The organism is Psychrobacter sp. DAB_AL43B (assembly GCF_900168255.1).
GTDB lineage: Bacteria > Pseudomonadota > Gammaproteobacteria > Pseudomonadales > Moraxellaceae > Psychrobacter.
This window is the reverse complement of the sequence record NZ_LT799838.1, coordinates 330484-355780: the sequence shown is the minus strand read 5'-3', so window position 1 is coordinate 355780 and position 25297 is coordinate 330484. Positions and strand designations below refer to the sequence as shown.

20 protein-coding genes and 3 tRNA genes are annotated in these 25297 nt (G+C 42.5%); 4 read left to right on the top strand and 19 right to left on the bottom strand.

Annotation, left to right across the window (positions count from 1 at the left end):
* Positions 1-102: 102 nt before the first annotated feature.
* The 17 genes from DABAL43B_RS01590 to DABAL43B_RS01510 all read right to left on the bottom strand — a co-directional run bounded on the left by DABAL43B_RS01590 (position 103) and on the right by DABAL43B_RS01510 (position 17954).
* The gene (locus DABAL43B_RS01590) at positions 103-933 is read right to left on the bottom strand and encodes a PilX N-terminal domain-containing pilus assembly protein (protein WP_079690769.1); all 831 of its coding nucleotides are present in this window, start codon (positions 931-933) and stop codon (positions 103-105) included.
* A gap of 24 nt (positions 934-957) precedes the next feature.
* The gene (locus DABAL43B_RS01585; protein WP_079690768.1) at positions 958-1935 is read right to left on the bottom strand and encodes a PilW family protein; all 978 of its coding nucleotides are present in this window, start codon (positions 1933-1935) and stop codon (positions 958-960) included.
* A complete protein-coding gene (gene pilV / locus DABAL43B_RS01580; protein WP_227516721.1) occupies positions 1935-2591 on the bottom strand; it encodes a type IV pilus modification protein PilV in 657 nt (218 codons plus the stop codon). Before pilV ends, DABAL43B_RS01585 begins: the two co-directional genes overlap by 1 nt.
* A complete protein-coding gene (locus tag DABAL43B_RS01575) occupies positions 2585-3073 on the bottom strand; it encodes a Tfp pilus assembly protein FimT/FimU (RefSeq protein WP_227516720.1) in 489 nt (162 codons plus the stop codon). The genes pilV and DABAL43B_RS01575 overlap by 7 nt, the downstream gene beginning before the upstream one ends.
* Before the next feature lie 306 nt (positions 3074-3379).
* On the bottom strand, positions 3380-4228 hold the full coding sequence (locus DABAL43B_RS01570) for a ComF family protein (RefSeq protein ID WP_079690766.1): 849 nt from the start codon (positions 4226-4228) through the stop codon (positions 3380-3382).
* Between the two features lie 27 nt (positions 4229-4255).
* Positions 4256-5713 carry a phospholipase A gene (locus tag DABAL43B_RS01565; protein WP_079690765.1) on the bottom strand — a complete coding sequence of 486 codons (1458 nt, stop codon included), beginning with the start codon at positions 5711-5713 and terminating at the stop codon, positions 4256-4258.
* A gap of 384 nt (positions 5714-6097) precedes the next feature.
* Positions 6098-8299, bottom strand: a complete 2202-nt coding sequence (locus tag DABAL43B_RS01560) for a protein-disulfide reductase DsbD domain-containing protein (RefSeq protein ID WP_079690764.1) — start codon at positions 8297-8299, stop codon at positions 6098-6100.
* 48 nt (positions 8300-8347) lie between these two features.
* Positions 8348-8917 (bottom strand): protein-disulfide reductase DsbD N-terminal domain-containing protein, encoded by a 570-nt coding sequence (locus DABAL43B_RS01555; protein ID WP_079690763.1) that lies wholly within the window; start codon positions 8915-8917, stop codon positions 8348-8350.
* A 337-nt stretch (positions 8918-9254) separates the two neighbouring features.
* A complete protein-coding gene (gspG, locus tag DABAL43B_RS01550) occupies positions 9255-9770 on the bottom strand; it encodes a type II secretion system major pseudopilin GspG (protein ID WP_413771821.1) in 516 nt (171 codons plus the stop codon).
* A 476-nt stretch (positions 9771-10246) separates the two neighbouring features.
* On the bottom strand, positions 10247-11449 hold the full coding sequence (gene gspF, locus DABAL43B_RS01545) for a type II secretion system inner membrane protein GspF (protein ID WP_079690762.1): 1203 nt from the start codon (positions 11447-11449) through the stop codon (positions 10247-10249).
* An 81-nt stretch (positions 11450-11530) separates the two neighbouring features.
* Positions 11531-12640, bottom strand: coding sequence for a hypothetical protein (locus tag DABAL43B_RS01540; RefSeq protein ID WP_079690761.1), 1110 nt, complete (start codon positions 12638-12640; stop codon positions 11531-11533).
* Positions 12641-12968: 328 nt separating this feature from the next.
* Positions 12969-13904, bottom strand: a complete 936-nt coding sequence (locus DABAL43B_RS01535) for an AraC family transcriptional regulator (RefSeq protein ID WP_079690760.1) — start codon at positions 13902-13904, stop codon at positions 12969-12971.
* Between the two features lie 439 nt (positions 13905-14343).
* Positions 14344-14419 (bottom strand) — tRNA-His (locus DABAL43B_RS01530).
* A 40-nt stretch (positions 14420-14459) separates the two neighbouring features.
* Positions 14460-14536: transfer RNA gene (locus tag DABAL43B_RS01525), tRNA-Arg, on the bottom strand.
* A gap of 95 nt (positions 14537-14631) precedes the next feature.
* Positions 14632-14708 (bottom strand) — tRNA-Pro (locus DABAL43B_RS01520).
* 246 nt (positions 14709-14954) lie between these two features.
* Positions 14955-16454, bottom strand: coding sequence for an McrC family protein (locus tag DABAL43B_RS01515; protein ID WP_227516719.1), 1500 nt, complete (start codon positions 16452-16454; stop codon positions 14955-14957).
* A 12-nt stretch (positions 16455-16466) separates the two neighbouring features.
* On the bottom strand, positions 16467-17954 hold the full coding sequence (locus DABAL43B_RS01510; protein ID WP_079692991.1) for an McrB family protein: 1488 nt from the start codon (positions 17952-17954) through the stop codon (positions 16467-16469).
* A 301-nt stretch (positions 17955-18255) separates the two neighbouring features.
* Here DABAL43B_RS01510 and DABAL43B_RS01505 point away from each other — a divergent pair, with 301 nt between their 5' ends.
* Together DABAL43B_RS01505 and DABAL43B_RS01500 are read left to right on the top strand one after the other, a co-directional pair.
* Positions 18256-18996, top strand: coding sequence for a DUF4442 domain-containing protein (locus tag DABAL43B_RS01505; protein WP_079690759.1), 741 nt, complete (start codon positions 18256-18258; stop codon positions 18994-18996).
* Between the two features lie 136 nt (positions 18997-19132).
* Positions 19133-19624 (top strand): RidA family protein, encoded by a 492-nt coding sequence (locus DABAL43B_RS01500; RefSeq protein WP_227516718.1) that lies wholly within the window; start codon positions 19133-19135, stop codon positions 19622-19624.
* Positions 19625-19659: 35 nt separating this feature from the next.
* Here DABAL43B_RS01500 and gspE read toward each other — a convergent pair whose 3' ends face one another.
* On the bottom strand, positions 19660-21198 hold the full coding sequence (gene gspE, locus DABAL43B_RS01495; protein ID WP_413771835.1) for a type II secretion system ATPase GspE: 1539 nt from the start codon (positions 21196-21198) through the stop codon (positions 19660-19662).
* A 311-nt stretch (positions 21199-21509) separates the two neighbouring features.
* On the opposite strand from gspE, the gene DABAL43B_RS01490 reads away from it, so the two are divergent.
* Together DABAL43B_RS01490 and DABAL43B_RS01485 are read left to right on the top strand one after the other, a co-directional pair.
* Positions 21510-22334 (top strand): thiazole synthase, encoded by an 825-nt coding sequence (locus tag DABAL43B_RS01490; RefSeq protein ID WP_079690756.1) that lies wholly within the window; start codon positions 21510-21512, stop codon positions 22332-22334.
* A 326-nt stretch (positions 22335-22660) separates the two neighbouring features.
* Positions 22661-24088: a WS/DGAT/MGAT family O-acyltransferase gene (locus DABAL43B_RS01485; protein WP_079690755.1), complete on the top strand. Its 1428-nt coding sequence runs from the start codon at positions 22661-22663 to the stop codon at positions 24086-24088.
* Between the two features lie 65 nt (positions 24089-24153).
* On the opposite strand, the gene DABAL43B_RS01480 is transcribed toward DABAL43B_RS01485, so the two are convergent.
* Complete coding sequence (locus tag DABAL43B_RS01480) at positions 24154-24981, bottom strand: inositol monophosphatase family protein (RefSeq protein WP_079690754.1); 828 nt, start codon at positions 24979-24981, stop codon at positions 24154-24156.
* Positions 24982-25297 lie beyond the last annotated feature (316 nt).

Genomic DNA, 25297 nt, shown 5'->3' with positions numbered 1-25297 from the left:
TAATTGTCATCTAACAATTATTTTGCTACTTAAATGTACTCTAATAACTTCAAATATCTAGATAGTGTTATCTCTGTTCAACTATGAAAAATTAGCTAGTAGTTAGCTAGTAGGAAGCGTACAAACGACGCCTTTTCCTTTGCCAAAATCGACACAGTTTTCACGTAATGATAAGTTTTCTACGTTTGCCACTTCATATAACACTGTACTAGGGACGCTTTCTTCTATCATACAGCCCCCAATAGCATCTTTAGCATTTGCTACCGTTCCTACACGACTGGTCTTTTTGAAACAGTCTTTAGCGGCATCTGTTTTGCCAGAATAGGCTGGTAGTATGGCGGTAGTATTAAGATCAAACATGAAAGCTTGGCTTGATATCTCACTACTGTCTTGTCCGATCGTATAATTACTAAACAATTCATTATTGGCACTTGGTGCAGTCAACGAAATATTCACTTGGGTCATACTTGCATTACGATCACTCACATAATCTGCTGGTGTCGAAGGATTACAGTAGCCAGCTTCATTGCCTAATATATTACCGCCATTTCCTGTATTGATGGTGGTCTTATTAATATCAAAGAAGCGACCACGCGGTCGAAAACAAAAGACGTATTCATGTTCGGCACTGTTAGTATCTAAAATAAAATGCCCAAAAGGTCCTGTACGTGACAACATGTCTGTATAGACGTCGGCATCACTACTGCCGTTGACGCCTTGCTCCATATTTTGATTGGCATTGTCTGCCGATTGCAATAGCAAAGTGTTTATTTGGTCACTGGTCGCTAGGCGCAAATTAGTGGTACTTTGTTTAACCGCGATAGCACCGACCAAGATAATCAACACTAAAAACAATAGCACTACAATTAGTACAGCACCTTGCTGTGTTGATACAGAGCTTTTAATGGGCTGGTAATGAGGTATATTTGACATGTTGTCCTCTTTTATTTTGTGGTGCTAATTGCTGCTAGATGGCATACCAGTTACTGACATAACACGAGCGTTACGCAATAAATTGGTTGACTCATAACTGCGGCGATAATATTTAGCGGTCTCAGTCTTTAATGTCTGTGCCGTGCCAAATATACTAAAGTCAGTTTTGTCCACACTACTGATTAGTGGCGTGCTACTGCGCACGATAACACCAATTTTGACTGTCGTGATGGCAGGCTTATCCCTAACCAAAGGTTTATCTACTGCAAGATAGGTACTCGATGGTAGATAGGTTAAATTATCTACATCTGCTAGCGTACCTAATAACACTTTAAATTGGTCAATAGCCGGTATCATTACTTCACCAATATCACCTAAATTGCTCACAACGCCTGCACTGCTCAGACGTCCTGCATCACAAGCCAATACTAAGTTTTGTGAACCTGTTACCGCTGTCTTGCCTGCTACTGGGCGCACAAAATAGCGCTCGATAACCCAGTCGCTACTACCAGCACCAATTTCTGTACCCTCACAGTCAAACAAAGCATTTGGGGTAATATTCTTATATTGAATAGTCAACTGGTCGCTAGCAATATTAGTATTTGATATGCCTGTCCAACCATTAACCCCTCTCGTTCCTGTCTGACCGGCACTGACCGTAAGATAGCCGGTATTAGTGTAGTTACTGTCCCCTAAATTATTACCCGTTAAAACAATACCACCATTTTTTGTGGTGTCATTTACATTGGTAATAGGATTCCCTAAATTGGCAATACGAATTTTATCTTCTAATGTTTGTAAGGAAAATATCGTACTGTCTTGAACTTCTGAGGCCCCCTGCTGTACTGTCACGGTACGGGTACTAATGATATAAACCTGTATCACTGCAGCAGATATCAGTAGACCTAAGACTAATGATATCATCAGCTCAATGAGCGTGAATCCTGAGACAGCCGAAGGTGAAGTGTGATAAGGATGGCTGCTATTATTGTAACTGTGCATTAATACGCCTCCGATATTAGACACTGACTGCCTGTTTTATAAACGCCATTAGCACCAGCACAGGCTTTATCGTCTGCATCATCTAATAATGCTTTGGTATCATTCCATGCAGTGACGATACACATCTGTTGTTGAATAGCTTGTGTGGTCGTCCCTGGACAAGTAACCACAGCAATCTCCACACCTTCATCCTTCGCTAATTGCTTGACCATTAATGCGTCACGAGTGGCCAGTTGACTGATATTACACAAGTTATTTGGAATTTTCTTACCATTAACATCAGTGGTTGTGCCGTTTGATAAACAGTTGTCAGTACCGTTGCGGCTTATGGTTTTTGTATCAATCTTAATATTGTCAGTTGCAGTGCTGGTTATAATGGCTTGGATAGTGGGTATAGCAAGCGCGGTGCCAGGTGAAACACTTACAAAAGTAGAGCCACCACCAGTGACGTAAGCCTCAGGATAAGCACGCATAATCTCAGCCAAATTACGAACGAGCGTCAGTGATTTAGTACGGACAAGACTCTCATCAGTGGCGCTGACCGCTCGTACTTGCAATGCACTAAAACCTAATACAGCAATAGACAAAAGCAAGACAGCGACCAATACTTCAACCAAACCCACACCATGCTGACTACTTACATGTTTCATTAGCATGTAACTCCTAGTTGACCAGTGATAATGCCTATTTTACTGACCGTTATTTGCCGTGGGCTAATACTTGTATTACTATCACAAATAGTAAATATCATATCATCTGCCGTTTTGTTTGGCTTAAACTCAATTTCAGTACCAGTAGAATTAATAGTGCTTTTAGCATCATATTGATAAGTATTAATTTCGTCTTTTGTACCACCGCTTGCATTGATTTTGAGCTTAATAGTATTGGAAGTATTATCATACGACACCTCAATTTCTTGACGTCGAATCAGGCTTTCGTTCTTTGCTTCTTTCAACGCGTTAGCGAGTGTAGCCGTCGTTGATTTTACGCGTTGGTTAGCCAACTGATTGCTAATACTAGGCGCAGCAATACCGGCAATAATAGCAAGCACAGCAATCGTTACCATCAGCTCAATCAGAGTAAACCCTGAACTGGTCATTCGTAATTGTTGTGGTAAATTGTTCGCAGATGCGTTCACATCAAATCCCTATTTATAACTGCCAGCGTTTCTAACTAGAGCTAGATTCACATTAGCAATGAGCACCTAATATTTAAATGAGCCGTCACTCAGTATTTTTTATATATTCAACAATAGATATGCAATTTCTGTTCCATAAAGTGTATTAGCTATCCAGCTTAAACCCTTATCTTTGACCTGTTCACAGGAAAAACTACTTAACGATTGCAATATACATAGATGTAAGACGTCTAATTATTGGGTAATATAACGTTAAGGTAACATATTAGCAACATAATAGTAATTGAGCGTAAACAACATGAGGAGCTATGACTGGCTACCATGCGCCAAAGCATAGGCAAAAAGGTGATATTTATTATGGGTTTGAGGGTTGGTCGTCATTGCTGTTTCAGAAGAGAGCGATAGTGAACGCCCCAAGGCTTGCAAACTAGCGCCTGTGGTTGCAACATCATCGAATAATAGCAAGCGCTTAACGGGTGGCTTTTCGATTAGAGCAAAGGCATTGTTTAAATTACTTAAGCGCTCTGCACGTGTAAGTCCTTGCTGACTGACAGTATCGTCAATGCGCTTGACGCCTTGCCATAAAGGAATCTGCCAATGCTTAGATAGTTGCGCGGTCAAAATACTAACAGGATCAAAGCCACGTTTGATAAGCCGTTGGTTGGTGGTCGGCATAGCAACAATTATACTATTATCATAATGGCAGCCATGAGGGCGTGGTAATTGCCGTATTGCATGCAGCAACAACGGCAACTTGGTCATGTCCTCATGATGCTTAAACGCTCTGATAGCTTGGCGCATCGGATAGTCATAATAGGTCGCTGCTTGAATCGTTAGCGTCGTACCGGTAGTAATATCGACTTCAAATGGCTTGGGCAACCACGCAATACTGTTATGGCAGCTGGGACATAGCAGTCCGCTACCAAAACGGCTACTCAGTTGCTGGCATATATTGACAAAAGACGAATAGTTGCTTGTTAAGGAGCGCAGTGTAGTGTCAGCAATTACTGAACTACTAGTATTTGATAGGGAGGGATCTTGTAAGTGCTGCGATTGTGGCGTACTGCGATAAACACGGCATAACTGGCAGCGTATGTCTACATACTCTGCCAGCCATAGTCCGGCTTGGTAAGGCGCTAAGCCTACGCGGCGCATAACTTACTGTCGACATGCGCGCTGATATTAGAAACCTTTCCAATCATTAAGTACGATACCAAAACCAATCGAGGTATTTTCATGGTTATAATCGACGATGGATTCGCCATAGCCTTGAAACAGCTGCACAAAGCCATTGACGTTTTCCGTTAATGGATAAGTATAGTCGATTTGCGCTGCGCCTTTATTGGTGCCTGGATTGTAGCGCAAAGTACCGCTCAAGCTTTGCTGCTTAGGTAAATCATATAAGAACTTGATATCGCCATAGCCCATGTAATCTTCGATATCTGGATTGTCATCACTGTCACTACTTTCGTTATTGACTCTGACCCATAGTCGCGGTATGACTGATAACTTGCCCCACTCTGCCCCTGCCATTAGATAAGCACGGTTCCATGAGCGTGATAATGGATCATCTTGACCATTTGAGTGGTGAATAGCACCTGCTCCCAACATGCGTAGTCGTCCACCAAAAGGCAAATTTGCTGTCACAGGCTGTGTCAAAAATATTTCAGGCTGATAATCGGTTGCGCGAAATGGTCGTGAGTTATCTTCATTATAGACCTGCCAATGCGACTCTTGGGTATAACCAAACCACAAGTCAGCATTGGTATCAAACAAGTCTTCTGCAACTTTGGTTTTTAAAGACAACTGAAACTTTAGATCCGTATTACGAGTTTCATTAGAAGTAAAAGGCTTGGGGTCCTGCGATGGCGTACTTGGATTTAAATTGGGATCAAAGGTATAAAACAATGGCATGACATAGGTCGGTCGATAAGGTCTTACTGTCCACTTTCCACGTTCACTGTTTTTATCGAGATCATAGGCTAAGCTTAGCGGCGTATATTTTTCAATATCCGCTTGAGTCACGCCGATATTTTCTAATACCTCTGCTTCTCTTTGCGTCAGTCCAACGGTATCTAAATTTTCAGTCGCAGCTGGCTGATTCGCCCCTACACTATTCACAGTGCTATTTGAAATACCCTTGCCAGTAATTGTGCTCGTTTCTTCTGCCAGTACTACTTGTGGATTACCCGAAATAGTACTTTGGAAAGTCTTTGCCAAATCTACTGGCTGTTTGCTTGTGACATAACTTGGCGTCTTGCCTTGTTCTGCAACCTTATCGAAGCAGGCCAAACGGGCGGTACTAGTCTGTACTTGCGCACACTCAAAAAATAACGTTGCTTGTTGGGCAACAAACTCTTTACTTACTACTTTACGAGTTTGAGCAGCGGTATTCGCATTTATGGACGGCTCATCAGCACCCTGTGACAGCTCATACTCTTCATATTCAAACGCCGCTTCTGGTAATGGCAACTCATTATAAGTCTGAGCCTTATTAGCAGCCTGTGCCTGTACCGTTAAGCAAGTGAGCGCTATCCCAACAGCGATATTTAGATACTGCTTAGTGGTTTGAGGCATGTTATCTTTTTGTGCACTGAGAAGGCTTAAAGACTGGCGCAGCGGAGTAATCTTGGAAAACATAAGTATCCTTTATTCAACTGAGCATTATTGTCAGTAGAATATATGAGATGATTGATATAACCATTAGCGTCGGCGCTAAACTGGCATAAAAAATCAATATAACTTAGAGATAAAGGGTTGCCATTACGATAAATAAAGTGCGTTTAGCAATGTTGCTTTATTGTAATGAAAATGTACACACTATACTAGCATTATCGCTGAACAGTACAAAGGTAAATAACACGAAGGTAAATGGGCATAAGTAACATAAAACCAAGAGCTTAACCAAAGGCCTATAAAGTATATTAGAGAAATAAAAGAAGCCAATATACTGTCATCACAGTATATTGGCTTCTTTGTATTAAGAATCTTAGAAGGGTAAAGCTAAGCGTTATTCGATTTCAATCACTTATTCAGCGCCGTCAAGGTCTCCTCAAACTTTGGACGATCGGTTTCACCAACCTGTTGACCCACTAATTGACCCTCTACATAATATAGCAGCGCTGGCGGGCCAAATAATTTATAGCGCGCTAAGATGGCTTTAGAGTCTTCGGTAGTCTCGGTAATATCAAGTCTGACCAACTGCCAATCTTGCATTTGTGCTGGACGGCTATGGAATAAGTTTTTATCCATAATACGGCACTCAATACACCACTCAGCGGTAACATCGACGATGACTTTAGGGTTGGCAGCAATAATAGTATCTAACTCTGCTAGTGTCGTAATGTTTTCATCTGTCGCGCCGTTATTGCCTGCTGGCTGACCATTTATCGATTGACTACCTATAGATTGAATAGACATCGGTGCAGCGCTTAATGATGCTAGCGGATGTAAACTGTCATCATTCCCTAATGCCGCACCAATGATCAAACAGGCCGCCCAGATACCAGCTAGCAAACCAATGGCTTGGGTCAGCATGCGACCTTTACCCAACCAGCTCCATGCCCATGTCGCCACGACCATAAACCATAATGCCCACACCAGCAGCATCACCGGTGAAATAAAGACACGTTCAATAAGCAATAATGCGACTGCAAGTAACAGTAAAGCAAAACCTTGCTTGACCCAGTTCATCCACTCGCCAGCTTTTGGCATAATTTTGCCTTGGGTAGCACCGATTAAAATAAGCGGCGCGGACAAACCAAAACCCAGCATAAATAAAGCAGCAAAACCAAGTAGCGGACTACCAATCGTCGACACCGCAAGTAATGCACCAAACAATGGCGCGGACACACAAGGTGATACTACTAGCGCTGATAAAAATCCAGCCACTAAGCTACCACCAGTACTGCCTAGTTTACTATCACCGGCTTGGCTCAAGCCTTGCATTTTACTACTGATCGCTCGTGGCAAACGGATACTAAAGACGCCCAGCATATACAGCGCTAATAGCACAAATACTATGGCAAAGCTGATTAGAATAATTGGATTTTGCAACCAACCAATGATACCTAGCGACTCACCAAATACCGCAATTAACGCACCCAAGATACCGTAGGCAGTTGCGACACCTATCGCATAACTGGTGGTTAAAATAACGCCACGTTTAACCGTTGGATTTTCCTCACGGGCGACGATATTGGCAACAATCGGCAGCATCGGTAGTACGCATGGCGTCAGTGCTAAGCCCAAACCGGCTAAAAACAATAGGCCCAATGCCAACCAAGGGTGAGAGGCCAAACCAAATGGATCGCTTTCTACTAAATCATTAGCGGCAGCGGCATCACTGTTAGTAATAGTAGCATCACCGCCTATTGCTCCTCCATCTGCCCCAGAAATCGTATTACTAGCAGCTAGCTCTCCATCTAACGCGCCGTCTTCTAGCAAGGCATAATCAATCACGTCGTCATCTGTCAGCGCTTGTTCTGCTTCAAGACTATCCACATCTGTAGCATTTATCGTTTCTGATGTCGCCGAGTTATTCGCTGCTGCATTGGCATTATCTATAACATTGTTATTGATTGCAGCATTTTGAGCGACTGAATCTTTGGCAGCAGTACTGGCGCTACTTGTCGTAGCCTGTTGCGTTGCCGCACCGATATTGACGGTGGTTTTAATCTTTTCAGGTGGGTAACACAGCCCTGCTTTAGCACACCCTTGCCAACCGATTACAACTGCCGCATTGTCTACAGTTTTGCCAGTACTGCTGGTCAAGGTAGTGGTGGCAACCATATTCGACTGATCAAATACTGGTACTTTGCCAAAGGTTGGGTCATCTATTAAGACGGGTGATTGACTAAAAGTGAAGGGTGCTGCGCTCACACCAGCAGGTAAAGTGAGTTTAAGCTGATTTTTATAAACATAGTGCTCTGGGGTAATATCAAAACTAATTGATAAGCGCGTCCCAGATTTGGTAGCTTTACTGCTACTAGTAACTTGAAAGGCTTTATCCACTGGCAGAAATTTCGACTGCGTGGCGCTTTGATCTTTACTAAACAGATCGCCCAATCCTGCCGCCTGCGTGGTCATGGTCGTTGCTGTCAGTCCGACAAACAACGAACTACTCGCAATAGCAAAGGCCAATAGATAAGAATTTTTTAAAGGAGTATCTACGGTTAGCGATGGCGTTTTTAGTGAAGAGATGGTTTTTGGTGTCTTAATGGACATGAAGGGCTACCTATTTATTGCTAATATTTGAATCAACCTACTCAAAACCTATTTGCGTGTCACCGCAATATTCAGTGTGGTTTTGATCTTCTCTGGTGGATAGCACAATCCTGCTTTTGAACAGCCTTGCCATCCAATAATAACCGGTACATTCTTCGCCGCTTTGCCATTATTTGTCGTGAGCGTGGTGGTTGCTACGATACTTTTTTGCGTAAATACAGGTACTTTACCAAAGGTTGGATCATCAATGGAGACAGGTGACTGATTAAAAGTAAAAGGGGCGGCACTTATACCTTTGGGGAAGTTTAAAGTGAGCTTATCTTTATAAACATAATGACCGGGCGTAATAGCAAAAGCGATCGACAAACGCGTGCCTTTAGACGTCGCTTTAGTAGTGCTGCTCACTTGAAACGCTTTATCCACTGGCAAAAACTTTGATTGCTCGGCACTATTATTACTAAATAGCTCGCCTAGACCTGCAGCTTGGGCAGTCATAGACATCATTGATAATCCCGTCATCAATGAGGTACTTGCAATGGCAAATGCAAGCGCATAAGACTTTTTAGCAGCGCGTTTGTTTATGGTGGCTGCTTTCGATGTTGGCATTTTGATGGACATATGATTACCTCTGATGGCTACTTTCAACAATGACTACTTTTAATAACGGATGTTTTTGATCATACAAACTGTCGATAACGGATACTTAAAACTCAAACGTGCTGTGCTAATAATAGTATTGGGATTCAACATACAAAATTATCTGATAAGACGATTGTTTTATATATTTATGTATTCGTGTATTCATAAAAAATATCAACCAATAACGGGTTATTGATTGATATTTAGCAGTATTAGACTTGTTGTTATATGCTTCTAAATTACTTATGCTTATAAACTCGTTGTTACGACGTTATTTGTAATTAATAACGCTTATATTTAACGACAATAAACACTACTACAGCTGAGCGTAAATATCAGCATCCTGACCTTCGCCACCTTGCTGAGCATCAGCGCCCAGAGAAAATAAATCATAAGGGCGACCTTCGCTACCGGGAGCGACATATTGCATCTCATTTTCCCAACCATCGGTCGGAAAGCCGCCTTTAATATAGCCACCGTCAGGATAATTTTTGGCATCAGCAGGCGGCGTAGTCAGTGCGTCTAGACCTTGTGCAGTCGTCGGATAACGTGAGTTATCCACTTTATACATATCAAGCGCATTAGAAACCGTCGCGAGCGCTGTTTCAGTGGTTTTTACCCGAGCTTTATCGCTCTGTCCTACTACTTTTGGCACTACGAGACCGGCAAGAATTGCCAAAATCACAATCACAACCATAATCTCAATCAGAGTAAAGCCTGATTGGCTACGTTTTATAGATAGTGTCAGATGGTCACTGCTAGGGTTTGAGAGCAGTTGGGTATCATTTGCAGCAATCGGTGCTGCCGTATTTACTTGGGTTTTATCAGTCATAGTCGTCGCTTTTATTATCACAGTTATACATAAGTATGGGATTAATCGTGAAGTCATTGCAACTATAGACTATGACTTTATTTTTATCTACCACTGCAATAATATTATCACCAATTATTATAAGCACTTATTATCAATACTTATGGCATCAATACTTATGGCATTAATACTTATATTAGCAATTTATAGCGATGACTTTTAAGTACGACTCACTATAACGTAACGGCACATTTGACGAAAGCAAAAGCATTATCCAGTCAACAATATACAACAGTAAGCAAAACTTAAGAAACCTAATCAAAGGTTAAGTCAGATCTATAGAATATTGATAGGATACAAAAAAATAACGTATCAGAGCATTAAAGAATCAGACACAGTAAATAAGAAGTGAAAATCTGAAAAGTTAAAGAAATCGAGGAAGGGATTAAGAAGCGCAGCACTAGCATCAAAAATCAAACAACATACTTCTCAGAAATCTAGCCCGCCAAATCATTCATATTAACAATCGGTAGCATTACTGCCATCACAATAATCATAACGACTACGCCCATCAAGACCAACATCAAGGGCTCAAGTAACGATAATAGAGTACTAATAAAGTTGGTGGCTTCCGCTTCCTGCATATTGGCGGCACGGCTGAGCATATTTTCAAGCTCACCTGAGTTTTCACCACTTTTAATCATTTGTACCATCATCGGCGGAAAATATGGCGATTTTTCTAATTGACTGGATAAGCTTGAGCCTTCTGTGACTCGATCGGCAGCGGTAATAATGGTTTTTTGAATATGCAAATTGGTGGTGACCGCAGCGCCAATATGTAACGCCTCGATCAGTGGGACACCGGAGCGTACCAAGATAGCAAGCGTGCTGGCGAAACGCGCGGCATTGAGCCCTTTTGATAACCGTGCCAATATTGGCAATCTTAGTATAATACTGTCTATCGCTAATTTACCTGCTTGCGTCTGGGCAAAGCGATAGCATAACAATGCTGTGCCTGCCAATACCAATAGCATCAGCCACCACCATTGGGTAATGGCATTAGACAGGGCAAGAACGACTTGCGTAATCAGCGGTAGTGCTTGCTCGGACTGCTCAAACACTTTGACAATTTTGGGCACTACAAAGCTCATCAGCCCCATAATCACCCCAACTGCCATGACCATCAGCACGATGGGATAAACCATAGCGCCTTGTATTTTCTTTTGTAGGGCAAAGCGATTTTCGGTGTAATCGGCGAGCTGATTGAGAATTAAATCCAAATGACCAGATTTTTCGCCCGCAGCAATAGTAGCGATATAAAGTGGCGGAAAGCTCGCCGCTTGCTGCAAAGCGCGCGCCAAGCTTAACCCTTCTAGGACATGCGAGCGCACGGCAAGCATCAAGGATTTGATATGGGTTTTTGGCGATTGTTTGGCGACGGCAGCCAAGGTTTCCTCTAACGGAATACCAGCAGCTAAAAGCACAGAAAGTTGACGCGTTAATAATGCCAGCTCATAAGCAGAAGGTTTTTTATAGCGGCTTTTGTGTTGGCTTTGCCTATCATTGACAGCGCTGACTTCAACTGGCGTCCATTGTTTATCACGCAACTGCTGGCGTACTTGCCGCGCAGAATCGCCTTCGAGCAAGCCTTTTTGCATACCGCCGCGATCGTCGAGCGCTTTATAATGATAAGCGGGCATAGCAGCAGATATCCTAAGACGGTCAATAATAATGGGTTATAAATAAGTACGTAAACAATAAATCATCTAAATAAAAATAGTTTAAAAAAGCGGCGTAGAGTCGTTACTATCCGGCATTAAGCCTTGCAATAATAAAACATCTAAATGCTGTTGTTGCAATTTTTTATCAAAGTCATTAACTTCAGCAATCAGCATTCTCTCAATACGCTTATCACTGGCAAAGACACTCAATCGAGCGCAGATAACGGCCAATTGATAAATGCGTTTTTTACAATAGCTATCTAAACCCTGTAGCAGCCTGACCATATGCGGGGTCTCAAGGCTGGCATAATCATAATCGCTGACCACTTGCTGGCCAAGCGCTGTGACGCCATAACTGATGGATAAATGAGCGCAGAAATAACAGCTGAATAAGTAGCCAACCACATGACCAATATAGTAACCGCGATCATAAGTAAAACTACTCACGCCAAAGTGTCCGAGCACATAGCTGTTGAGACTGCCTTGATCATGGATGGGTTTGTCATGTTTTAGCTTACCGATGGTAGCAAAGCATAATGGATTGTGTCCATCTTGCGTCGAAAGCTGCCAACCCGCCGGCTGCTGGGCGGGCATATGGCGCACGATATCTTCGATGATATCATCGACCACATGCAGCTGTTGCCATAAGCGCTCAAGTAAATCCGTATCCATCAAACCGCGCTTATCAAGCTGCTGCGCGAGTAGATATTGCTGGTATTCGGCAAACTGTGTTTTGAGGGTTTGTACTAGATAGGTAGGACGGGTAGCAGCAGAGGCCATATATAATTGGCGCGTACGCTCGTGCTGAGTATGATAAAGCGCCACACGCTGGGCGGCAATATTAGTGTCGCTAGCAGCAATATTCAGACTTTGCTTTGCAGGTATTTGACTGGCTGTACTTACGTTAGATGACTCTACAGATAATGTTTCACAGTCTGCTGTTTCAGAAACAGCGGCGGCAGAACTAGGCAGAGTGAATAATGCTAACAATGTCGCTTTATCAAGCGTTGCAGTAATGCTATCTTTTTGCTTATTTTTGGACTTATGCTGGTTGTTTTTAGCCTTGCCTTTATTATCGTTTTTATTGATATTGGCTTTATTTGTGGCAGACGCAGAAGCGCCTTGTGAGTTATTTGATTTTACGGTTGGCTTTGCGGTCGGTTCAGTCATAAAACACCATCAGCTGCAAAAATAAAAATCACTTAAGTCATACTATATTACTGACATAAAATATAGCAGGCTTAAGACTGTCGCACCTAGGCGACTCAGCATTCTATAGTACCTTAACCTAGGTACATTGTCAGCCGTGCATTATCGAAATACTATTAGTGAAGATAACCCATTAAGCTGGCTCATTAAAGCATAAAATTCATTAAAAAATTAGGTGTAATGGACATTATTCATGCCGTCAGTTGAAAACGAAAGTATAAAAGTCTTTGCTATAAAAAGACTTGCTATAAAAGTCTGTATTTTAAAAAGTCTCTATTTTAAATATCAACTAAGCGAGTAGCTGTTGTTGATATTGCTGGCGGTACGCTTTTGGCGATACGCCGTAAACGCGCTTAAATGCTTGACTAAAGGTCGAGTCCGACGCATAACCAACCAGTTCACCAATACGGCTGATACTGTTTTGCTGCAAGCGTAAATAACGCGCAGCCAGACGTAAACGGTAGTCAATTAAATATGTCAACGGCGGTATACCAACCACATCTTTGAAACGCTGCGCAAAACTCGATCGCGACATGCCAGCTACCTCAGCAAGCTTATGAATCGTCCAGTTTTTGCTCGGTATTTCATGCATCGCTACCAGTGCTTTGGTTAGAAATGGGTCTTTCATGGCTTTTAGCCAATTGTCCGTGGCTTCAGGCAGACTCTCAATATAAACTCGCAAGCACTCAATCATCATAATACTCGCCCAATGATTGATGATAGCAGTTTTGCCCATACGCTCGTGCTTAGCTTCCAACGTCAGTAGCCGAATCTCTACATCGATAACTTCAAACCGACCTTCAGACTCTTCACTAATTTCAGGCAATATCGATGGTAGTACTGACAATAAAGGACGAATCATCTCTTTATCGTACTTGCATTCAATCAATATCAAAGACGAGCTGGGGTCACCATCACCATGAAGATCAAGCGTGTTCTCTTTACAATTATTGAGCAACTCATCTAATGGCTCGGCGTCTTCACCATGATGATTCAGCGCATAGCTGGTATGCTTATGCGCACTAGGAATCATAATCAGATCACCAGCATGTGCTTCTCGTCGCCCATTACCCACGTCAATACAAAAGCTACCGGACATTACCAAATAAAATAAAATCGTATCTTGTCTAGTGAGGGAATAAGACCAATTACCGGCACCATTTAAACGATAGTATTTCGTTTCGAATAAATGCACATTTTGTAACAACACGCTCAATGCGTCCATCAATCACTTCCTCAATAACAGATACTCGATGACAGATGCTCAATAACAATGGATTCTGCAAAATCTTTCTTATTTCTTAGATGCAAAATCCGACAAAGTCTGCAGAAAATTTATCCCAACATCTTATATTTTTTTTAAAAGGTATCGACTACCAATAATTTTTCTAATATTGATAGTACAGCAAACACATACGTTGGGTAGGCTTTCATCATAAAAGACCCCTCATAAAAAAATGAGAAAAAATAAGAGGAAAGGCTAGCAGACTGTTAATTAATTAAATAGCTAAGAAGCTTATAATTATTTAAGAAAATAATATAAAGTAGTCAGGCACAAAAAAATGCCAAAAGTGGCAGATGCTGTTATTTTAAATAGAGTTTTAATAGAGTTTTAATAGGAAAGTAGTGATTTGAATTTATAGAAGATAAAGCAAGATAAAATATGGGGCGACTGATGGGACTCGAACCCACGACAACCGAGATCACAACCCGGGGCTCTACCAACTGAGCTACAACCGCCATAACTATTGCCAAGAAAAGGCAAGATTTGCAGGCTAAATGGTGCGCCTGGCAGGATTCGAACCTGCGGCCACCTCCTTAGAAGGGAGATGCTCTATCCAACTGAGCTACAGGCGCTCTTAGAGGACTTTTATATAATTTGGTCAGTTTATAATATCAGAAACCAAACCATTATACATAAAAAAAAGCCTGTAAGGCTCTTAAAAAATAGATGGTCGGAGTGATAGGATTCGAACCTACGACCCTCTGGTCCCAAACCAGATGCGCTACCAAACTGCGCCACACTCCGAAATTTCTATTATCACGATAGTTTGGTTGCTTAACTGGTTATCGGTAATACCGCTAACTCGTTAATGTTCCTTGCTATCGAGGTGCACATATTAAGGGGTAAAGCCGATTGTGTCAACACCTATTTTTAATTAATTTAAAAAAACTGCTAAATTATTTAAAAAACACTTATTTCTTATGAAATCAGCTCTGACAAAAATGCTTACCACAATAATCATCAATGATGCTTAACCATCGATAGGGCTGATTATACTACATCCGATGCTGGAAGCAAGCCACTGTTTATCGTACCAGTGAGGACATTAAACGGTATGAGCCATAGTTGTGCATAGTTGGTATTCTGATTGGCGTTTTTATTATTATAGGCTTGTTGCTTTAGCACTACCGGCTGTCTTTCGTTATCTTGTACCGGATAAACCAGCCAGCATTGCCCTGCTTGGTAAGCCTGCGCATAACTGGTCAATTGATAAGCATCGCTGGCACTGATAGCGCTTGGGTTGGCTAAATGCTTCCATTTAATATCGATGACATGGCTATAACTGCCTGACATTCTAGGTTTGAGCGCTTCTTTTTTATTATCCTGACCTTGAAGCCTATCAGCGTGAGTAGCTGATTCCTCACTAGCCGCCTTATATATGAGTAAATCCGGACGAATAGACAGACACGCCTGCCCTTCTGCATCGTTCAGCCATACACTTTGCGCTTGAAACAACGGTTTATAATCTGAACTCACTTGCTGAAACATTGCCGCTATGCGCTGACTTGCCCATTGCTCAAAGGCTTGATTCATATCAATCAATAAACATAAGCGCTGTTGGGCTAGATTTGTGTTAAGTGAGTTTTTTGGATCAATACTGTTACCGGTAGTAGCGTTTGACTGCTGCAATAGCCAATAAGCAAAGTCGACTAACTGCTGGGCGGCTTGACATTGCTGCGCTCGAAGCGGTTGAATAGCAAGCTCGCGCTTTGCCTGACCATATACTGATTCTAGACGCTGCCTCTCATGATGAGTCAGCGCAGGTACTTGCTGCCACGACTGCAAATATTGGGGAAAGATTGATTTAGATAATAAAGGCGCTAGCAGCTGCAATGCACTTTTAATCAAGCGGTTACCCAGCATATCTTTACTCAGAATACTTGTCTCACAGACAAACTTATGCGGCTGCATGCTGTTATGGCGCAGTTGTTCTTTGATGAGCAGTCGACCTTGTAGTGCTGCTTGATTGTGAGTCTGCGTTTGATAATGCTTGGTCGGTTGATAATGATCCAAGCGCTGCAAAAACTGCTCAATCAACCAGTCCGACAATGGCAATGCGGCTATCGGTAGTGATGCAAGTTGACTGCTGAATTGACCTAGATTTTTACTGTGCGGCAGTTTGCTAGGTAGACTATTGGTCAAATCTGACAGCATGTCTTGCACCCATTGACGGGTTTGTCCTATATCGCTGTGTTGTGTTGACTTATGAAGCTTTGGCAGTATCTCAAGCGTCATGCCACTAGGCAGTAGAATAACACCGATATAGTGCCCAACCTTTAACTGCCACTGTCCTTGCTTGCGTTTAATACTAAATACCGCAAACTCTTGCGCCATTAACCAATGAAAGTCAGATACGTGCAAAAAATCATGAGTCGTTAACCGCTGGTGCTCAAACACAGTCATGATATTAGTATCAACCGCTTTAATACTGGCGCTATTAACGTTATCGGCTGTAGCACTGCTATCAGATTGTAAAACTTTACTTATCACTGCTTAACAACCTTATTGGTATAAACGCTGATAGACAAATAGCTTGGCAAACTCGCCAGCCTTAGCGATAAGGTCAGCATTAATCCTATAGCTACCAGTACTCATAGACTGATTGAGAAATGAGTGATGCCCTGAGAACATTTGGTTTTGGGCAGTTATATTATGCTGACTATCCATCTGATGACTTGAATGATTATTTATTAGCGTTTGGCTATCGTGAATAAACTGCGCGTGCATCGGCTGCTGCTCGTCTTTGAAAATATACTGCAAGACAGCAACTTGCCCGCCAGCTGCTTGGGCTAATTGCGGAATGATTTGTTCAATCAGTACCGTTTGTAATTGCTCAAAACTATTCACTGACAATAAAAATGCGTGACCCAATTGCGCCTCACCTCCTAGCGTTTGGATAATACGATTATTTAAACCAGTCAACAATTTGGCTAAATCTATGGACTCGGTTTCATTTGGCGCTTCTGATTCTTTGCTAAGACTGACAATCGGTAAAAGCTCAGGCTGCGGCGGACAGTCAACAAAGCGAAAACGCCGACGTAGCGCCATATCTAATGGTGCTAAAGAATGGTCTTGAGTATTCATGGTGGCATAAATATCAACATTGGCAGGAACGCTAAATGCCCGCCCAGAGTACGCCAAATTAACCGTCATAGCATTCGGCGTTCCAGTACGCTTATCGGGCTCAATCAAGCTGAGGAGCTCACCAAATACCCGTGAGACGTTGGCGCGATTGATCTCATCAATCAACATCGCATAGCGCTGTGCAGGATCGCGTGCCGCACGCTGACATAGTTTTAAAAATGCCCCATCTTGAATGGCATAGCTCATTTGCGATGGGCTGTTATCTGTTTGACTATTACTTACAACCTTACTATTTGATGAGCTGGAGACTGCCATCACAGGGCGAATACCTTCGACAAATTCTTCATAACCATAAGCTTGATGAAAGCTGACCATACTAAAGCGCTGCTGGCTAAAGCGTTGGTCTTGGCTGGCACTATTATCACGCTGCGCCTGCTGAAACTCTGCTAATTGCTGCGATAAATCGGTTAATAACTCAATGCCTTCAGGCAGCAAATACCATGCACCGCTATTGTCCTTATCAAAATAAGCCTGGCTGGCTCTATTCTTATACGTAACGGTTTGTGAGCTGGTTGGACTATGCATTTGCAGCACAGACCATGCCGTATTACTTAAATTTTTCTCTCGGGCGTTTTGCGCCGCTTTGGTGACAAAAAATTCATGATTGACAACTTCAGGTACTTTTACTAAGTCTTGTTTTTGCGATTGAAAATCTAAAAATATTAAACAGACAACGTCACGCCAGCTTAGCTCGTTCAATAGCTGCTTGAGCAAATCCTCATCATTAGCTCTAGGTAAATAATCCGTATATTCTTTAGCGATTTGTAGTAATCGGTAGGTTTTACCCGTACCAGCGACACCCGTATAAATAATATTGGTCGGCTTACAATGAGACATATCAGGCATAGCATTATCCAGCATTAAAAATCAGGTAAAAAATATAAAAAAGTGCTAAAAGCTCACCATGATAGCGTGTCTATCTAAATAGCATCTAGCGCCGCTATTACTATCGACTAATATGCCGTTACGTCACTGTTATTTTGTAAGCGTGGTAGTTCATGCTAATAATAGTAGCGACTGAGCAGTTAATGTACCATAACTAAAATAGCTGCTAGGATAAAGTGTATTTGGTGACTCATTTATGACATGAGTATTTTAGCCCTAGTATTACTAGCATTGTAAATCCCACTCAAATGAGGAATGTTGTATGTCAGGATTATTAAAAAAACTCCCTATCAAACTGAGCAATAAACTACCCGCTAAAGTATCTGACAACGCAAGATCAAGTGTCGAAAAACCAAACAGCACCCTAAAACCCATCAGCAATCAATTCACCAAACTGTTATCTATCACCAAATACCTGCCTGCTGGAGCACGCTCGAGCATTTTATCAAAAGCGTTTGGTAAAGTGGTACCTTATGTGGGCACGACGGGCATCTATTATGAGACGGTTGAGCCAAACCAAGTGGTGGTCAGTTTAAACAATACCAAAGCGGTGCAAAACCATATCGGCTCCATCCATGCAGTTGCTATTACCTTGCTTGCTGAGACAGCGACGGGCTTTATCTTAGGCTTAAATTTACCCGCTGATCGTGTACTATTGATTAAATCTTATTCGGTGAATTTTTATCGTCCGATTAAAAAAGGGCAAATGGCCGCCGTAGCGAGCTTATCTGATGAACAGCGCTTAGATATTTTAAATACACCAAAAGGCGAGATGGTTATTCCGTGCGTCATTCATGACCGTGAGTCTGACAGTGATCGCGACCCGATCGTGGTCGAGATGACATGGGCTTGGATACCCAAATCTGAATTAGAAGCGCGCCGCCAAGGCAAAGCCAGCGAAGGTTCGGTGGAGTCTGATAGTGAGTCTAATACCAAAGCAGAAGTAGAAACCGAGCAAGGCAATCAATCAGCTACTAATGATGAGGTTGCTACAAGCAAATAACTGATTGATTGATTCATTAATTGATTATTGATTATTGATGAAAGATACGTAACAACAGTGCGCTATCTATGATGAAGCATTTTTATAGCGCACTGCGTATAGTAGTTATTCATACACTTATAATAAGGAGACAATGATGTCCAAAATGATTTCCAAAATAGCGCCTACTTTTTTATCCAAGGCATTGCTCATCGGAGCCTGTACATTAGGATTTGCCGTTAGCGCGACGGCGGCACCAGTGACCAATACCGCTACTATTACTAAGTCTAGCCCTGTGTTTTTAGGTGACGGCGGCAATTATCCTTTCTCAGAAGCAGTACGTGTCGGCGATACTTTATATATGTCTGGTCAGATTGGCTTTAAAGATGGCAAGCTGGTCAAAGGTGGTGTCAAAGCCGAAGCCAAACAAGCACTAGATAATATCAATACCACCTTATTAAAATACGGCTATCAAAAGTCAGATATCGTCAAATGTATGGCGATGCTCACCGACATGGACGATTTTGATGACTTTAATAAAGTCTATAAAGCTGAATTGGCTAAGCCCTACCCGGTACGCTCTGCCTTTGGCGTCGCAGAACTGGCGGCAGGCGCGAGCGTTGAGGTTGAATGTATCGCTGCAAAATAAAGATTTCTCTAAAAATCTTACTTTAAAACTCTTATTTAAACGATTAAAGCGTCCTCAAGTAGGGCGCTTTCTTTGGTCACTCGTAGCACTTCTTCTAGCGTTGTACGCCCCGCTATTACCTTGCGTAGACCATCAGCACGAATCGATGGTGTCTTTTGGCGTGCGTACTCTTCTAGCTCATACTCGGCAGTATTACTATGAATCATACGGCGCAAGGCATCATCAACCGGCACCACTTCATATATCGCCGTCCGCCCTTTAAAGCCTGACTGATTACATTTGTCGCAGCCAACTGGTTTGGGAAGGTTAATGGATTCAACACCACTCTTGAGCGTATTTAACCCCAAACCAATTTCAGTAAACAGTTTGGCTTGTTCGCTATCAGCAACCTGCCAGCTATGACAGTGGGTGCATAAAGTACGCACCAAACGCTGTGCAACCACCCCAATCAGTGATGACGATAATAAAAACGGCTCAACGCCCATATCTTGTAAGCGCGTGACCGCACCAATAGCCGTATTGGTATGCAGGGTTGATAGTACCAAATGTCCCGTCAAAGATGCTTGCACAGCGATTTCTGCCGTCTCTAAATCCCGAATTTCACCAACCATTACCACGTCTGGATCTTGACGCAACATCGCGCGCAAGCTCTTGGCAAAGGTCATATCGACTTTGTTATTGACTTGCGTTTGCCCAATACCATCAAGCTGAAACTCAATCGGATCTTCAGCGGTCAAGATATTACGGGTCTGATCATTTAAATCGGTCAATGCCGAATAGAGTGTGGTGGTCTTGCCTGAACCTGTGGGTCCTGTCACTAGGATAATTCCATGCGGACGATGAATTAAGCGTTTTAGTTCGCTATAATCATTATCAGACAGCCCTAAATAGGTCATATTCAGACGCCCCGCTTGCTTATCAAGTAAGCGCATAACCACGCGCTCACCGAAGCTCGATGGCAATGTCGATACCCGCACATCAACTTCTCGTCCTGCCAGTCGCAAGCTAATACGACCATCTTGTGGCACACGCTTTTCGGCGATATCCAATTTAGCCATGACCTTGATACGCGATACTAATAATGGTGCCAATTGGCGCTTTGGCGTGATGATTTCTTTTAGCTCACCATCGACCCGAAAGCGTACAACCAAACGCTTCTCAAAAGTTTCGATATGAATATCTGAAGCATTTAGACGGATTGCTTCGGACAATAACGCATTAATCAGACGAATAATGGGCGCATCGTCTTGTTGATCCATCAAATCTTCAGTTTCAGGGACGCTGTCCGCCAAGCTATCCAAGTCAGGATGGTCTTCGAGTCCAGCGGCGATATGCTGTGATTCGCCTGTGTTGCCAGCATAAGCGGCATTCATGCGTTTTTCAAAATCATCCGAGCTGACGCTTTCATAAGTTGGCACGCCGCGTACGCCCTGCTGCTGTAAAAACCGCACCGCTTCATTAATCGCTGGCAATGGCGTGGCTTTGGTCAGCACCAACGTCGGTGGTAGCTCAGGATCAATGGCAAGGATGGCCAAAATCTGATGGCGTTTCGCAAAACTGTACGGCAGTTGCATCATAAAGACGACCTAGTGAATGACAAATTTAAAAAACAGATTAGCAAAAGGTTAGTATTATAAAGGATAAAAAATGTCGATTGCTTAAATCGTTAAACTGAGTAAAGATTGTCAGTAAGCGTGCATGAGTTTGTTATAATAACATTTTGTTTTACGCAAGTAGCAAGGCTTTCATCTGATTTGTTATTTTACCGATGAAGCGCTGTTATTATGAGCTTCCACCCAAAACCACTTCCTGCGTTTAATCATTTATATCACTGCTACCAGTGATTGGTTGTCATCTTTGCTCGCCCGCTATTAGGATTATCGTTATGTCACAAGCTGCAACTTCTACTACCAATGCGCTGCCACTTTCGCAAGATACGTTTACTGTGGGCAGTCGTACCTTTTCTTCTCGATTGCTGGTTGGTACGGGTAAGTATAAAGATATGACTGAAACTGGAGCCGCCATCAGCGCTTCAGCAGCAGAGATAGTGACAGTCGCTATTCGTCGAACCAACATTGGTCAAAATAGTGATGAGCCCAATTTACTTGATGTGATTTCACCTGATAAATACACTATTTTACCTAATACGGCGGGCTGTTTTGATGCAGAAACGGCGATTCGTACTTGCAAGCTTGCTCGTGAGCTATTAGGTGGGCATAATCTAGTTAAACTTGAAGTATTAGGTGATGAAAAAACCTTGTATCCAAATGTGATGGAAACCTTAAAAGCAGCAAAAGTATTGATTGACGATGGTTTTGAAGTCATGGTGTATACCTCCGACGACCCTATCGTCGCCCAAGAGCTTGAAAGCATGGGCTGCGTGGCAATTATGCCACTTGGTAGCTTGATTGGCTCTGGTCTTGGCCTGCTCAATCGCCACACGCTGAGTCTGATTATTGAAAATGCCAACGTACCGGTGTTGGTTGATGCAGGTGTCGGTACGGCCTCTGATGCTGCGATTGCCATGGAGCTTGGTTGTGATGGCGTACTGATGAATTCAGCGATTGCCAATGCACAAAATCCTGTCATGATGGCACAGGCGATGAAGCACGCTGTTTGGGCAGGACGTCAGGCGTTCTTAGCCGGTCGTATGCCGATGCGCAAAATGGCAACTGCCAGCTCACCGCAGACAGGATACTTTTTTCAGTAGCTTTTCAGCTTATATAGTCGATTTATGGTAAAAAGAGTACAGTATTGCTGTTATGAATTTTTCAAAGCCTGTATTAGAAGCCTTTATTCGCAGCTTTGATTAGAAGCTTCTGTTTGGCGAAGAACACAGCAAGCGAGAAAAATTTATACCAACAGAGACTTTTGACAATTGTACGTGTCTTATTTTTAACTTACGATACATTTAAGAAAAAACCAATTATAAAATAATAAAATTTAGCTAGCGAAACTTTAGTCCTTATTCGCTTTGATACACTGTTTTTATATTTTTTATTGCTTATTTAACCTATCGTCATAAAAGGATTTATTATGCGACTTCTCACAGCAGTCGACCAGTTGTTCTTACTTCTTGAGTCGCGTAAACAACCCATGCATGTTGGGGGTCTATTTCTATTTGAATTACCAGAAAATGCCGATAGCAATTTTGTTTGTCAGTTAATAAAACAGATGCAAGACTCTGATGTACCGCCCACTTTTCCCTTTAACCAAGTGCTTGAACATCTGATATTTTGGAAAAAAGACAAACATTTTGATGTTGAACATCACCTGCATCATATCGCTCTACCCCAGCCGGCACGCGTACGTGAACTGCTGATGTATGTCTCAAGAGAGCATGGTCGGCTGCTAGACCGCGCTATGCCATTGTGGGAATGTCATGTCATTGAAGGTATTCAACCAGAAAGCGAAGGTAGCCCTGAACGCTTTGCCTTGTACTTTAAGATTCATCACTCTTTGGTTGATGGCATTGCTGCCATGCGCCTCGTCAAAAAGTCCTTATCACAATCGCCCACCGAGCCAGTTACGTTGCCAATTTGGTCTTTAATGGCACGCTATCGCAATCAGATCGATGCTATTTTACCCAAAGAGCGCTCTGCGTTACGAATCCTCAAAGAGCAAGTATCTACGATTAAACCTGTATTTACAGAACTGCTGGATAATCTAAAAAATTACGGCGACGACAGTTATGTCAACACCTTTGCTGCGCCGATGAGTGTTCTCAATAAGCGTATCTCAGCATCACGGCGAATAGCAGCACAGTCTTATGATATACAGCGCTTCAATGATATTGCCGAGCGATTAAATATTAGTAAAAATGATGTGGTTCTCGCTGTATGCTCTGGCGCAATTCGTCGTTATTTACTCTCTATTGATGCTTTACCTAGTAAACCACTTATCGCCTTTGTACCGATGTCTTTACGTACGGATGATAGCGTGGCGGGCAATCAGCTGTCGTTTGTATTGACCAATTTAGGCACGCACCTAGACGATCCATTAAGTAGAATTGAGCTCATTCATCGCAGTATGAATAATGGCAAACGCCGCTTTCGGCGGATGAATCAAGCGCAAGTCATCAACTACAGTGTGGTCTCTTATGCTTGGGAGGGGATTAATTTGGCGACCGGTCTATTCCCTAAAAAGCAAGCCTTTAACCTTATCATCTCGAATGTCCCTGGCTCTGAAAAGCCGCTATACTGGAATGGGGCACGTCTACAATCCTTATATCCCGCTTCGATTGTCTTTAATGGACAAGCGATGAATATTACGCTGGCTAGCTACTTGGATAAAATTGAATTTGGTATTACCGCTTGTAGTAAAGCATTACCGCGGATACAAGACATGCTGATTTTGATAGAAGAAGAATTGCAGCTATTGGAAAGTGTCAGTAAAGAGCTTGAGTTTAAGGGTATAACCGTTGAAGACAAAAGGGTTAAAAAAACAAAAAAGCTGGCTCCATAACGGAACCAGCTTTTTTACTTAATATTAAAACGAATGACTGTATTAAAACGTCTGACTATAAGCGACTATACCGCGTCGCCCCACGCTGGTACAACCACTTGCATCAAAGGTTTTAATAATTTTATATTACAAGCAAAGATAGAGCCTGATGTCATCGAGTTATGCGCGCCTGTATGATCAACCACCACACCGCGGGCTTCGGTGACGATAAGCTCACCAGCAGCAATATCCCAAGGCTTGATTGACATCTCAAAGTAGCCATCAAAACGACCAGCAGCTACATAGCACAAATCAAGCGCTGCTGAACCTAAACGGCGAATTTGACCACCCGCTTCAGAAACCTTTTGTAAGCTTTCAAAATGCTCTTTTGCATAAGAAATCACTTCACCATTGCGCTTACGCTCAAGAGGATGACCCGTAGTAAATAATCCACCATCAATGGTTTTACGTTCACTGACGTTGATACGGCGCTGGTTTAAACGTGCACCCTTACCACGGCTGGCAGAAAACATCTCATCACGGACGGGATCATAAATGACACCGTGCTGGGTGACGCCTTTATGTTGTACCGCGATAGAAACACAAAACTGTGGCACGCCATGAACGAAGTTTTTGGTACCATCTAGCGGATCAATAATCCAGCACCAATCAGCGTCTTCACCGCGACCTTCTTGCATGCCAAACTCTTCACCCAAAAACGAATGATTCGGATAGCTGGCTTTTAACGTCTCAATCGTCAGCTCTTCGCTAAAACGATCAATACGTGTGACCAGTCCATCAAGTCCTTTTGACTCAATATCCAGCTCGATTTTGTGACGATTTTGATGCGCGTATAAAATCTCTTTACCGACTTTTTCAGCAGCACGCGCTGCGATGACGACCATGGGTTCCATAAATAACCTGCTTGTTTGATGAATGAATATTGCTTGATAAGGACTAATTGATAACTATTTGTTGATAGAGACTAATTACTAGAAAATACTTATAGAATAAATGCTATGTATTACATAAATATTGCTTATAAGAGCAACGAAAAATAAAGCCAGCTTGCAAAGTTAGCCCGCAAAATTGGTACTCGAAACATGTACAGCTTAGAACCACAGTCGCTTAGCAAACCATAATTAATGGTTGCTATCAGTCGCACCGCCCAAGTTGTCAAATAATTTACACCTACGGCAAGCAGGCGATATTTTGGCATAAAAATACATG